The 13,012-nt window shown below is 68.3% G+C and carries 12 protein-coding genes; 5 read left to right on the plus strand and 7 right to left on the minus strand.

All coding sequences use genetic code 11. The annotated features are described in order from the left end of the window. The first annotated feature begins 1 nt into the window (after position 1). The 3 genes from ACOQPP_RS09715 (at position 2) to ACOQPP_RS09725 (ending at position 2,689) form a co-directional block, all read left to right on the plus strand. A complete protein-coding gene (locus ACOQPP_RS09715) occupies positions 2-691 on the plus strand; it encodes a nucleotidyltransferase domain-containing protein (protein WP_419165396.1) in 690 nt (229 codons plus the stop codon). Next, positions 688-1,095 carry a HEPN domain-containing protein gene (locus tag ACOQPP_RS09720; protein WP_420636410.1) on the plus strand — a complete coding sequence of 136 codons (408 nt, stop codon included), beginning with the start codon at positions 688-690 and terminating at the stop codon, positions 1,093-1,095. Before ACOQPP_RS09715 ends, ACOQPP_RS09720 begins: the two co-directional genes overlap by 4 nt. A 433-nt stretch (positions 1,096-1,528) precedes the next feature. Then, entirely contained in the window at positions 1,529-2,689 is a 1,161-nt protein-coding gene (locus ACOQPP_RS09725) for a PQQ-dependent sugar dehydrogenase (RefSeq protein ID WP_419165398.1), read from the plus strand. 48 nt (positions 2,690-2,737) lie between these two features. On the opposite strand, the gene ACOQPP_RS09730 is transcribed toward ACOQPP_RS09725, so the two are convergent. After that, complete coding sequence (locus ACOQPP_RS09730; RefSeq protein WP_419165399.1) at positions 2,738-3,673, minus strand: aminotransferase class IV; 936 nt, start codon at positions 3,671-3,673, stop codon at positions 2,738-2,740. A gap of 109 nt (positions 3,674-3,782) precedes the next feature. Here ACOQPP_RS09730 and ACOQPP_RS09735 point away from each other — a divergent pair, with 109 nt between their 5' ends. Next, complete coding sequence (locus tag ACOQPP_RS09735) at positions 3,783-4,976, plus strand: serine hydrolase domain-containing protein (protein WP_419165400.1); 1,194 nt, start codon at positions 3,783-3,785, stop codon at positions 4,974-4,976. 30 nt (positions 4,977-5,006) lie between these two features. Here ACOQPP_RS09735 and ACOQPP_RS09740 read toward each other — a convergent pair whose 3' ends face one another. The 5 genes from ACOQPP_RS09740 to ACOQPP_RS09760 all read right to left on the minus strand — a co-directional run bounded on the left by ACOQPP_RS09740 (position 5,007) and on the right by ACOQPP_RS09760 (position 10,779). Then, complete coding sequence (locus ACOQPP_RS09740; protein WP_419165401.1) at positions 5,007-6,344, minus strand: ammonium transporter; 1,338 nt, start codon at positions 6,342-6,344, stop codon at positions 5,007-5,009. 107 nt (positions 6,345-6,451) lie between these two features. Further along, on the minus strand, positions 6,452-7,261 hold the full coding sequence (locus ACOQPP_RS09745) for an ABC transporter permease (RefSeq protein WP_419165402.1): 810 nt from the start codon (positions 7,259-7,261) through the stop codon (positions 6,452-6,454). 16 nt (positions 7,262-7,277) lie between these two features. Next, positions 7,278-8,516 (minus strand): ABC transporter permease, encoded by a 1,239-nt coding sequence (locus tag ACOQPP_RS09750; protein WP_419165403.1) that lies wholly within the window; start codon positions 8,514-8,516, stop codon positions 7,278-7,280. After that, positions 8,513-9,646: an ABC transporter substrate-binding protein gene (locus ACOQPP_RS09755; RefSeq protein WP_419165404.1), complete on the minus strand. Its 1,134-nt coding sequence runs from the start codon at positions 9,644-9,646 to the stop codon at positions 8,513-8,515. Before ACOQPP_RS09755 ends, ACOQPP_RS09750 begins: the two co-directional genes overlap by 4 nt. Then, a complete protein-coding gene (locus ACOQPP_RS09760; RefSeq protein WP_419165405.1) occupies positions 9,643-10,779 on the minus strand; it encodes an ABC transporter ATP-binding protein in 1,137 nt (378 codons plus the stop codon). The genes ACOQPP_RS09755 and ACOQPP_RS09760 overlap by 4 nt, the downstream gene beginning before the upstream one ends. A gap of 119 nt (positions 10,780-10,898) precedes the next feature. Here ACOQPP_RS09760 and ACOQPP_RS09765 point away from each other — a divergent pair, with 119 nt between their 5' ends. Continuing rightward, complete coding sequence (locus ACOQPP_RS09765; protein ID WP_419165406.1) at positions 10,899-11,966, plus strand: DUF3500 domain-containing protein; 1,068 nt, start codon at positions 10,899-10,901, stop codon at positions 11,964-11,966. Between the two features lie 37 nt (positions 11,967-12,003). Here the strand turns inward: ACOQPP_RS09765 and ACOQPP_RS09770 are convergent, their stop codons facing one another. Continuing rightward, positions 12,004-12,999 carry a DUF1028 domain-containing protein gene (locus ACOQPP_RS09770; protein WP_419165407.1) on the minus strand — a complete coding sequence of 332 codons (996 nt, stop codon included), beginning with the start codon at positions 12,997-12,999 and terminating at the stop codon, positions 12,004-12,006. Positions 13,000-13,012 lie beyond the last annotated feature (13 nt).

Consider the following 13,012-nt stretch of genomic DNA (forward strand, 5'->3'; position numbering starts at 1 on the left):
CATGCCGGAAGCCGCGCACCAGGCGGTGCTGGACGAAGTGGTCCGCCGCGTCGTCGAAGTGGCCAGCCCGGAGAAGATCATCCTGTTCGGCTCCGCCGCCCGCGGCCAGATGGATCCGGACAGCGACCTCGATCTGTTGATCATCGCCGAGACCGAGAATCCGCGCCATCTCATGGGGGACATCTACCGGAGGCTCTACGGTGTCGGCATCGCGGTCGACGCTCTGGTCGCCACGCCGGAACACGTTGAGCGTCACAGGGACACCAACGGACTCGTCTTCAAGTCCGCTCTGGACGAAGGCAGGGTGGTGTACGACACCGCCGCGCCCGACCCATGGCGCCCACTCCAGGTTCGGAGAAGGCCGCAATTCGACGGAGCGGTGGATCCGGCCCTGCTGGCCGAGGTTGTCCGCCGCGTCGTCGAGGCGGCCGGGCCCGAGAAGATCGTCCTGTTCGGCCCCGCCGCCCGCAGCCGGATGGCACCCAACGCCGATATCGGACTGCTCATCATCGCCGAAACCGAGGATCCGCGCCGCACCACGACGACAATCTACAGAAAGCTGTGCGGCGTCGGGGTCGGGGTCACCGCCGTGGTCTCGACCCCGGCGCATGTGGAGCAGCACAAGGACATTCCGGGGCTTGTGTTCCAGCACGCCCTCGAGCGCGGGAAGGTCGTGTATGACACCGCGTGATCGCCCTCCAGCCGCCGAACCTCAGGCATGCCGAACCTCAGGCATGGATGGACCACGCCCGTAGCAATCTCGCGCTGGCCAGCAAGCGTGCCCCGGCGGTTCGCCTGGGGGACTTGTGCTTCAATGCGCAACAGGCGGTGGAGAAAGCGCTCAAGGGGTTGCTGGTATCCCGCAAGATGCAGATCCCGATGACACATGACCTGTCCCACTTGTTGACTTTGCTGGAGGACACCGGACTCCAGGTGCCTACCCATGTCTTCGACGCACTGGCCTTGTCACCCTACGCCGTGGCCGCACGGTATCCCGGCACCGTAATAAGGGGCCCGTCCGTTTCCGTGGACGACTACGAGAGTGCCATCGAGATCGCCGCGCGCGTCGTCGAGTGGGCCGAGTCCGTTCTGTGATCCGGCGTTCGCGGCCGAAGCCAACGCCTCCGCCAGCGCTAACGAGCCGGGGTCGCGGGCTCGCCGCTCGAAGCATGGAATCGCGGAGGGGTAACCGTGACGGCTGAGGGCGAGCTTCTCGGCCGAATCACGGTTCGGCCGGACATTTTCGGCGGCAAGCCGATCATCCGCGACATGCTTCTACCGGACGCTGGTCGGCATCCAACTGATCCTCTCGGCGGGTTGGGCGCTCGTGTTGTTCGCGGCGCTGATGACATCCATCGATCCGAAGCTCGCCCGGATCGCGCGGCGACACGCGGAGGAAGACGCCGACTGACCAACGTTGCTTCAGGCGTCGGTGTTTCAGGGCCGGCGGAAGCCGCCAAGCCTTGCTGTGTCGGGGCGCGGCGGGACAGTTTTTTGCGATGACATTGGTTTCTCCCCGGGAGATGAGATGAGCAAGCGGACCCCTCTGGCGATGTTCGCCGCCGGGCTTCTTCTGTCGACCGCGACTCCGGCGCTGGGCCAGGAGGTGGTGCAGTCGGCGTACCACGACTACCGGCTCGTCCCCGTGGTGGAGGACCTTGTCCGCCCGTGGTCGATCGCGTTCCTCCCCGACGGCGAGATGCTGGTCACCGAGAAGGCCGGCACGCTCCGCGTCGTGCGCGACGGGATGCTCCTTCCCGAGCCCGTGAAGGGCGTGCCGGAGGTAATCTCGGCCGGACAGGGCGGCCTCCTCGATGTCGTGCCACATCCGGGTTTCGAGGACAACCGGCTCCTCTACCTCAGCTTCTCGAAGCCGAACCAGACGGAGCGCGGGACCACGGCGGTCATCCGCGGGCGGTACGAGAACGGGGCCCTCACCGACATCGAGGAGATCTTCCTCGCGGTCTCCGAGGGGCGGGGGCACTACGGTTCGCGCCTCGTCTTCGACGGGCAGGGACACCTCTTCATCACGGTGGGAGAGCGCCAGGCTTCGACGCGCGGCGATCTCTACGCCCACCCGGCGCAGGATCCCTCCAACCATCACGGCACCGTCAACCGGGTGTACGAGGACGGCGGGATCCCGGAGGACAACCCCTTCGTCGGCGACCCGAACATCCGCCCGGAGATCTGGAGCTACGGGCACCGTAACCAGCAGGGGATGGTCATCAACCCGGAGACGGGCGACATCTGGGCCACGGAACACGGGCCGCAGGGCGGCGACGAACTAAACCTCGTCCAGCCGGGACTCAACTACGGCTGGCCGGTCGTGGGTTACGGGGTGAACTACGGCTCGGGCACCGCGATCCACGAGGGGACCCACAAGGAGGGGATGGAGCCCCCGGTCCACTTCTGGGTGCCGTCGATCGCGGTTTCCGGACTCCTCCTCTACACGGGCGACCGCTTCCCGAATTGGAAGGGGAACCTGTTCGCGGGCGGGATGGCCGGCGAGCAGTTGGCCCGCCTCACGCTCGACGGGCAGCAGGTCGTGCGCGAGGAGACGCTCGTCCAGGGTCTCGGACGCATCCGCGATGTCCGGCAGGGTCCGGACGGGCTGATCTACATCGCCATCGATGGCCGGCGGGGCGAAGCGACCGCGATCCTGCGCATGGAGCCGGTCGAGACGCGCTAGGCGTCGGGCGGCTGCCGGATACGCGGTAAGCCGCTACGCGGCGGGGCTTCAGCCGGGGGCGACGGCTCGCCGGTAGGCTTCCGACAACGCCCGGGTGATCTCGCCCGGGCGCCCGATCCCCACGCGCCGGCCATCCAGTTCGACCGTGGGGCGTACCTCCGTCGTCGTTCCGGTGAAGAAGATCTCCTCGGCTCCCCGGAGTTCGTCCACCGTGAAGGCGCGCTCCCGGGCCGGGATGCCCAAGTCCTCGCACAGTTCGAGCGCGAAGGCGCGCGTCACGCCGTGCAGGATGTGGTTCGTGGCCGGGGCCGTCGTCACCTCGCCGCCGATCACCGCGAACACGTTGTTGTGCGTCCCCTCCTGCACCATCCCCTCGCGGATGAAGATCGCGTCCTCGACCTCGGCCTCCATCGCCGCCTGCTGCGCCAGGACGTTGGGCAGGAGTCCGGTGGTCTTGATGTCGGCGCGGGCCCAGCGCTGGTCGGGGACGGTGATGGCGGCGAACCCCCGCTCCCAGCGTTCGGGCGTGGTGCGGACGAGTTCCTTGGCGAAGGCGTAGACCGTGGGGGGAACCGGCGCCTTCGGGAAGGCGTGCGTGCGCGGCGCGGCGCCCCGCGTCACCTGCATGTAGTAGACGGAGAACTCCGCCCCGAGGAGATCATTTCGCGCCATGAGTTCGTCGCCCACGCGGGCAAGCGGAGTCACGTCGGCCTCGATGCGGAGCGTGCGCAGGCCCCAGGCGACCCTGGTCAGGTGGCGCTCGAAGAGGAAGCAGTGGCCGCTGTAGGCCGGCACCGCCTCGTACACGGCGTCCGCGAACAGGAATCCGCGGTCCTCCACGGAAACGACAGCCTCGCCGATGGGGAGGTAGTCCCCGTTCAGGTAGACGATGATGTGGGCACCGATGTGGGCAACGCCTCCGTGCGCAGGAATCGTCGACGCGTCGGCCTCGCGCCGACCGCCCGGCCCATTAGATGTCCGCACCGGACGCCGGGGGCAAGGTCAGTCCGATCTGGTTCGCGCTCTCCAGCCGGGTTAGGGTTCCAGCAGGGGCCCCGGCCCACTCTTTTCTTCCGCACCCGGAGGAGGACTGATGCAGTATTCCCGGCGCTTCAGCGGCGTTCGCGCCGTCGCGTGGCTCGCAGTCGCGGTCATCCTGCCGCTGGCGGTGCTTTCGGCGCCGACGGTGGCGGCGCAGGAGGCGAAGACCCTCTCCTACGGCGAGCCGGAGGACGTGGGCATGTCGCGCGCGGTCCTTGAGGGGGCGCTCGGCCTGTACCACGAGGCCGTCGAACGCGGCGATCTCGTGGGAGCCGTCGTCCTCGTCGCCCGGAAGGGCCGGATCGTCCTCCACGAAGCGGTCGGGATGCGCGACAAGGAGCGCGGCCTGCCCATGGAACGGAACACCCTGTTCCGCATGGCGTCGAACACCAAGCCGCTGGTCGCCACCGCGGTAGCCCAGCTCGTGGAAGAAGGCGAACTCTCGTACGACGACCTCGTCCGCGAATACATCCCCGAGTGGGACAACTATCGGTCGGGCTTCATCACCATCGGCCACCTCCTGTCCCACAGCAGCGGTCTCCGGATCCCCACTCTCTTCCTGCAGCCGCTGGGCGAGAATCCGACCCTCCGGAGCGAATCGGCCCGCTTCGGCGCGATCGGGGCGGAGGTCACTCCCGGGGAGTCCTACGCCTACAACAACCCCGGCTACAACACCCTCGGGGCGCTGGTCGAGATCGCCTCCGCCCAGCTGCTCGAGGACCGGTTGATGGCGAAGGTCTACGGGCCGCTGGGGATGGAGGATTCCTTCAACCACCGGGCGGGGCACCCGGTGGGCGGCAAGCTCGACCGCATGGGCGCCGTCTACTACCAGCGTGGGCCCGACGGTGACTGGGCTCCCGGCGGTACGCCCGGAGGACCTGTGGCCTTTCCGTTCGCGCGCGCATCAGGCGGCATGATCTCGACGACCTGGGACTATGCGGTCTTCTCGCAGATGTTCCTCAACGGAGGCACCTACGACGGTGCCCGGATCCTCGACCTCGAGTCGGTCGAGATGATGACCTCGCCGAAGGTCCACATCGCCGGAGAGGGTGAGGACGCGAGCTACTACGGCTACGGCTGGCGGCTTGCGGACGGCAACTTCGGCCATGGCGGCTCAGACGGCACCAACGCGTGGCTCGATCCCGAGCGCGAGATCATCGGACTCGTGTTCACGCAGACCCCGCGGGGGGACAACCCGCTCCAGCGTTTCCGGGAACTGGTGAACCTCTCGATCGACGGAAACTGACCGGCGGCGCTGCCCGCAGCCCGCTGGATGCTAGATGTCGCGGTAGCCGACCTCGCCGTGCTGGGTGACGTCGAGACCCTCGACCTCCTCGTGTTCCTCGACCCTCAGGCCGACCAGGAGATCCACGACCTTCAGGATCACCACACTGACGATGGCGGTGTAGACGACCGTGAATAGTCCGCCGAGGAACTGGACGCCCAGCTGCCGTGGCATGTCGAGGTTCGCCATCGATCCGCCGAACGTGGTGGAGGAGAACACCGCGAGCATCACGATCCCGACGAAGCCTCCCACGCCGTGCACCCCCACGACATCCAGCGCGTCATCGTACCGGAACCTGAACTTCAGGGAGGTCGCCGCGACGTAGCCCAGCGTGCCCGCGACGAGGCCTATCGCTATGGCCCCGACCGGTCCCACCGTGCCGGCGGCGGGGGTGATGCCGGCCAGGCCCGCGATCGCTCCCGTCGCGAACCCGAGGGCGCTGGGCTTCCCCACCCTGATCGTCTCGATCAACATCCACGTGAGGGCGGCCACGGAGGGAGAGATCTGGGTGACGACAACGGCCATCGCCGCCTGTCCGCCCGCGGCCAGAGCGCTGCCCCCGTTGAACCCGAACCAGCCCACCCAGAGCATCGCGGTGCCGATCAGCGTCAGCGTGAGGTTGTGCGGAGGCTCGATTGCATGCGGAAATCCCCGCCTCGCGCCGACCATGACCGCCGCCACGAGGGCGGCCGTACCCGCCGTGATGTGGACGACGGCGCCCCCGGCGAAGTCGATGACCCCCAGGTCTCCCAGGAAGGACCCTTCTCCGGCCCAGACCATGTGCGCGATCGGGACGTAGCAGAATACGGCCCACATACCGGAGAAGAGGAGCATGGCGGAGAACTTCATCCTCTCGGCGAAGGCTCCGATGATGAGACCGGGCGTGATGATCGCGAACGTGAGCTGAAACGCGAAGAAGAGCACCTCGGGGATCGTTCCCGTCACGCTGTCGGCGCTCACGCCTCTCAGGAACGCCTTGGAGAAGGTCCCCACGAAGGCGTGCAGGCCCGAGTCTCCGGCCGCCATGCCCGTGGTGTCGAAGGCGAGACTGTAGCCGAAGGCGGTCCATATCAGCGTGACGACCCCGGTGATCGCGAAACACTGGAGGAGCACCGACACGACGTTCTTCCTGCGCACGAGGCCGCCATAGAAGAGGGCCAGCCCCGGGAGGGTCATGAACAGGATGAGCGCGGTGGACGTCAGCAGCCACGCGGTATCGCCGGAATCCGCCGTCTGCGCGGCGAGGGGTTCGGCGGCGACGAGCAGCAGCAGGCAGCAACAGAGAAAGACGGAAAGCGGGAGCGACAGCGGACGGGCGAAACTCAACATGTTCCCTCCCCATGGGTCGACGTATCAGGTCACCTTATCGGGTCGGGGTACTATCCTAATCGCGGACTACGCCCAAGAACCAGAGGGGGGACTTCGTCGAACCGTTTTCACGCCGACGCCCGACGCCGCAGCCATTCGACGGTGAGGAGGAGCGCGAGCGCGAACACGACGAGGAACGTGGCCACCGCGAGGATCGCGGGGCTGATCTGTTCGCGGATCCCGGCCCACATCTGGCGCGGGATCGTCCGCTGCTCCAGCCCGCCCATGAACAGCACGACGACCACCTCGTCGAAAGACGTGGCGAAGGCGAACAGCGCGCCGGAGATCACTCCCGGCGCGATCAGCGGTAGTTGCACCGTCCGGAAGGTGTGGACGGGGCCCGCTCCGAGGCTGGCGGCGGCCCGCGTGAGGTTGCGGTCGAAGGCGGACAGCGTGGCCACGACCGTGATGACGACGAAGGGCATGCCCAGCGTCGCGTGGGCCAGGATCAGGCCGAGGTGGGTCTGGGCCAGCCCGAGGTTGGTATAGAAGAAGAACATCCCCGCCGCGGAGATGATCACCGGGGTGACCATCGGCGAGATCAGGAGGCCGGTGACGAAGCGGCGGGCGGGCATGGCGGGACTTGACAGCCCCAGCGCCGCCAGCGTGCCCAGGGCCGTGGCCAGCACCGTGGCGGAGACCCCGATCACGATGCTGTTCACGAGACTCCGCGTCCATGCTTCGTTCTCGACGATCTCCCGGTACCAGCGCAGCGACCAGGCCTCGGGGTCGAGGCGGAGCATCCCCTCCGTGAAGGTGAAGTAGGGCTCCGCGTTGAAGCTGAGCGGCACGATCACGATGATCGGCATCACGAGGAAGACGAATACGAAGACGCAGAAGGCAAGATAGGCGAAGCGGCCGAGGCGGGATCCGGTCACGGTCTCTTTCGCCTCTTCAGCCCAGGCTCATACGCTCGACGCCCACCAGCCGGTCGTAGAGCAGGTAGAGACCGAGCACGCCCACCAGGAGAAGCGCGCCCAACGCGGCAGCCAGCCCCCAGTTCAGCGATGTCTGCATATGGTAGGCGACCATGTTCGAGATCAGTTGGCCGCTGCTCCCGCCCACGAGGGCCGGCGTGATGTAGTAGCCGATCGCGAGGATGAAGACGAGCAGCGAGCCCGCGCCCACACCCGGCAGAGTCTGCGGCCAGTACACCCGCCGGAACGCCTGCGCGGCCGTGGCGCCCATGGAGGCCGCGGCCCTCATGTGGAGGGGCGGGATCGAGCGCATGACGGAGTAGAGCGGCAGGACCATGAAGGGCAGCAGCACATGGGTCATGGCGACGAGCGTCCCCGTCATGTTGTAGACCATCGAGAGCCGGCCATCGTCCCCGATCAGCCCGATCGCCACGAGCACGTCGTTGATCACCCCCTGCGTCTGGAGAAGGACGATCCAGGAGGTGGTCCGGACGAGGAGCGAAGTCCAGAAGGGGACGAGAACCAGGGCGAGGAGCAGGTTGGCGCGCCGGGGCGGCGCGTGCGCGATCAGGTGGGCGATCGGATAGCCGAGGATGAGACAGAGGACGGTGATCGCCAGGCTCACGAGCAACGTGCGCCACAGGAGCGGCAGGTAGATGCGGCGCTCCTCAGGCTGCCGTGCGACCGAGCCATCCGGCAGCCGCCGCATATCGACGGCGTTGAGGTAGTGCCGGGCCGTGAAGCGCTCGCCCGTGGCGCGGATCGCGTGCCAGGTCGCCGGCTCGACCCAGGCCGAGTCGATGCCGGCCATGACGTCGCGCCAGGGGCCCCCGGTAACGTCCCCAAGATCCCGTGCGGTCCGTGTGAACACGCTGCGCAGACCGCTCTCCACGCGGTTCACGCGGCCGGCGACCTGGCCCAGGGTACGGGCCTCGCGCGCCAGCCCGAGTTCCCGGGCGGCCGCGTCGTACACCGCCTCCGGAGGCAGTCCCTCCCCGTCCCAGGCGCGTAGCGCGGTGATCGTCTCCGGCAGGGCGTCGGCCACCACGGGATCGTAGACGCTCCTGAGCAGCATCGTCCCCAGCGGGGCGAGGAAGGTGACGCCGGCGAAGGCCAGCAGCGGCAGTACGAGTGCCAGGGCTCGCCATCGCTCGCGACCGCCCGGACCGGTCGCCAGGGTCCGCCGGCGCGGCGGCGTGCCCTCGGGTGCGTTCATCTGGCTCCGCGCGTCAGCCAGGCGCTGAAGCGCTCATTCAACTCGTCCTGGTTGTCCACCCACCAGGCCCAGTCGTTGCGCAGGGCACGCGCGATGTTCCGAGGGCTGGTGGGCAGGTGCGGCGCCATCTCCACGCCGGTCGCGAGGTGCGTCGTGACGAGCGGCTCTCCCGACCGGCGGGCCGGGCCGTACGAGATGCGGCTCGCGATCTCGGCGAGGGATTGAGCCGATGTCGCGAAGCTCACGAAGCGGAGGGCGTCCTCGAGTCGGGGCGTCCCCGCCACGATGCCCAGCTGGCCATAGTCGAGCAACTGGCCGTCCCAGACGATCACGAACGGCTGGTCCTCCAGGACCTGTGCGTTGAAGATGCGGCCGTTGTAAGCCGTGCTCATCCCGACCTCCCCGTCCGCCAGCATCTGGGGCGGCTGCGCGCCCGCCTCCCACCAGATCACTTCGTCCCTGATCGAGTCCAGCTTGTCGAAGGCCCTGTCCAGCCCCTCCGGCGTGTCCAGGGTGGCGTACACCTCCTCCAGCGGCACGCCGTCCCCGATGAGCGCGAACTCGAGGTTGACCTGCGGTACGCGGCGCATGCCGCGGCGTCCGGGGAACCTCTCCAGGTCGAAGAAGTCCGCCATGGTCGTGGGCTTCTCATCCGGGAAGAGGTCGGCGTTGTACGCGTACACCGTGGAGTAGAACAACATCCCGGCCCCGCATTCCCCCCGCATCTCGGGATAGAAGTCCTCCCGGGCGGGAGTCCCATCGGGGGCGGGCGGCAGCCTGTCGATGTCGATCGGCTCCAGCAGGCCCTCGTCGCAGCCGCGCATCGCGTCGGCCATCTCGAGGTCGACGACGTCCCAGTAGACGCTGCCGACATCGACCTGGGCCCTTATCTGCGCCAAGCCGCCGTTGTAGTCCTCCATGCCGACGTTGATTCCCGTCTCCTCGGCGAACGGGACCTGGATTCCGTCCCGGTATGCCCGACCGTAGGAACCGCCCCACGAGACGGCCGTGATCGACGGTCCCTCGGGCGCCTGGGTGGGCCCGCGGGAGAGGATCAGGACGAGCGCCGCCGCCCCGACAGCGGCGAGCATGGCGTCGCGCAGCCAGTGGATCGGGCGTCTCTTCCTCATGCGTGGTTCTCCTCTTCCCCTTCGTAGTCCAGGGCACGGCAGTCGTTGACGGTCCAGCCGATCCGGAGGGTGTCGCCCACCATCATCGCTCCGTGGCCCACGATGTTGGGAATCTTCGCCACGACATCGCGGCGTCCGCACGTCGCCAGCCGGAGGCGCAGGTGGTCGCCGAGAAAGGTGATGTCTTCGACCGCGGCGTCGACCTCGTTGTAGTACAGATCCTCGCGGGGCCCGATCGCGATCCGCTCCGGCCGGATCGAGAGCGTGACCATGTCTCCCGACTCGCAGGGAGCGACCCGGAAGGCCCGGATTCGTTCGCCGCCGGAGTCCACTTCACAGAGGTCGTCTTCGACGCGGACGACACGGCCGTCGAGCCGGTTGTTTTCGCCGATGAAGCGGGCGACGAACGCGCGCTCGGGCTCCTCGTAGAGTCCCTCGGGTCCGGCGATCTGCTCTATCTTCCCCCGGTTCAGGACGGCGATCCGGTCCGACATCACCATCGCCTCCTGCTGGTCGTGGGTCACGTATACGACGGTCACGCCCAGCCGCTGGTGGATGGAGCGGATCTCGTACTGCATCTCCTCGCGCAGACTGCGGTCGAGGGCGCCGAGCGGTTCGTCCATCAGCACGAGGTCGGGTTCGAAGACGAGCGCTCGCGCGATCGCCACGCGCTGCTGCTGCCCGCCGGAGAGTTGGCCGGGCCGGCGGTCCTCAAACCCCGTCAGACGGACCAGCTCCAGAGCCCTCACCACCCGCTCCCGCCGCTGCTCCTCGGGGATGCCGCGCACCTCCAGCGGGAAGGCGAGGTTCGTGCCGACGGTCATGTGCGGAAAGAGCGCGTAGTTCTGGAAGACCATCCCGATCCCGCGCTTTCGGGGCGGAAGGTCCTGGACGGAGCGGCCTCCGATACGGATCGTGCCGGACGTCGGGGTCTGGAACCCGGCGAGCATCATCAGGATCGTCGTCTTCCCCGATCCGGACGGACCGAGGAGGGTCACGAACTCGCCCTTCCCGATTCCGAGGTTCAGATCCTCCACCACGAGCGTGCGCCCATCGTAGCTCTTGCTCACGCCATTGAACTCGACGTGTGTGGCGTGGCCGGCGCCCTCGGCGCCGTTCGGACCCGCTGTCATCTGGCGATCCCGCCTTTCGACCCGGAATATGAGGGGTGGTCAAGTCCGTCTTCGGGGTTGCCAACTTGAAGCCGCCGACAGCAAACCGCGAGTGCGCCCGCCGTGCGCAGGAGGAAGAGATGGCGAACAGGAAAGCGACAATCGGGCGGATGACGTGGGCCGCGTGTCTCATGGTTCCCGCGGCGCTGCTAGCGATTGCCAGCGGCGAAGAACCGGACCGGGAACGGGCTGCCCCCCCCGTGGCGGCCCTGGACGCCGCTTCAGCCGCCCAGGCGTTCATGGCCACGCTCGATGCGGCGGCGCGGGAGAAGGCGCTCTATCCGCTGGCGGATGAAGAACGCTTCGACTGGCATTTCATCCCCCGGGAACGGAACGGCCTGCCGCTGGCGGGCATGACGGTGGAACAGCGTGCCGCCGCGCACGATCTCCTCCAGTCGGCGTTGAGCAGCCAGGGCTATCACAAGGCCAACGCGATCATCGAACTGGAGCGGGTCCTGGGCGTCCTGGAGGGTCGGCCCGAACGTCGCGACCCGGAGAACTACTACGTCACCATCTTCGGCGAACCGTCCGCCGGGGGCGCCTGGGCGTGGCGTTTCGAAGGACACCACCTGTCGCTCAACTTCTCCTCGCCATCGGATCTGCTCACCGTGACGGGACCTGCCTTCATGGGCGCGAACCCGGCGCGCGTCCCGTCGGGACCCAAAGCCGGCTGGCGACCGCTGGGGCGGGAGGAGGACCTGGCCCGGGCGCTCCTCCTCAGCCTCTCCGCGGAGCAGCGAGCGCGGGCGATGATCGACGCCGAGGCGCCGAGCGACATCCTCACCGGCAACGACCGCGAGGCGCGGCTGGACGCCTTCGAGGGCCTGCCCGCCGACGCGATGGACGAGGCGCAGCGCGCGATCCTCTTCGACATCGTGCACGAGTACGCCGGAAACATGACGAACGACTTCGACTGGATGGTGAGGGTCCGGACCGAGATCCCGGCGAGCAACATCCATTTCGCCTGGGCGGGGTCCCCGGAGCCGGAAGAAGGGCACTACTTCCGCGTCCACAGCCCCGCCTTCCTCATCGAGTACGACAACACGCAGAACGACGCGAACCACGTCCACTCGGTGTGGCGGGATCTGGAGAACGACTTCGGGGGCGACGCCCTCGCGCGGCACTACGAGGAGTCCGACCACCACTAGCAGTCCGGGGCCGCCAGCCGCCCCGGGCGCCGGGACGCTAGCGGCCGACGATCCTCAGGAAGCGGGGATCGTCGCGCACGCCCTCGAAGGCGTTGTCCCGCGGGAGGGTGCGCCGGCGGCCCGGATTGAGTTCCACCGCCCGCTCCAGCGCGGCGAAGGCGTCCTCCTCGCGTCCCAACTCGAGCAGGATGGAGGCCAGCGAGACCCAGACGTTGTCGTTCCCGGGCGACGCCCGGGACGCCTCCCGGGCGCGGGCCTCGGCACCCTCGAGGTCGCCATCGCGCCGCATCTGGCCCGCTTCGCGCAGCATCTGACCCGACCGGTACACGTTCAGCACGCGGCGCATCTCGACGAGCGGTTCGTCGTGGTCGTCGACGCGGATGTCGACCACGCGGTCGCTGTAGCCGCCGTTGACGCGGGGGGCCACGACGAGGATCGCGCCGGACTGCATGCCGCGGGCGTCGCCACCCGCCGTCTGGGCCGCGTCGAGCGCGTCCATGAGCCGCTCGGCCAGCGTCCCGGTCGAGGATTCGAACGACGCGGCCATCGCGGCCACGACCTCGGGGCCGGTGAGGATGTTCCCCTGCGCGCAGTAGTTCACGCCGCACCGGTGGCCCTTCCAGTCGCTCGCGCCGGTGCCGGTCCAGGCCGCCGTGCGCCCCTCCTGGTCGAGGATCGAGACCTGCCGGCGATCCCGACCCTCGTCGCTCGCCACCATGATCTCGAGCGCCTCCTCGGGCGAGTAGCCGGCCTGCAGGAGTTCGATTCCGATGGCGCCGTACATCGGGTTCGCGGCCGCCTGGTGGGCGATGATGACGAGCCCGCCCTTCGCGTGCATGGCCCGGTTCCCGGCTCCGAACGCCTTGGACTGGACGCCCATGCCGAGTTGGCCAGTGTCCGGGTCGCGCCCGATGATCGAGTACGTCCCGAGGTAGTTCGGATCGTGGATCCCCGCCGAATTCGCCTCCTGGCAAAGCGCGATCCCGGGCGTCACGGTCAAGGTGGCCAGCGCGACAAGGACGCTGCGTCTCATGGCTTCATCGGCT

Origin of the sequence: Candidatus Palauibacter sp., assembly GCF_965222475.1 — a bacterium.
GTDB lineage: Bacteria > Gemmatimonadota > Gemmatimonadetes > Palauibacterales > Palauibacteraceae > Palauibacter.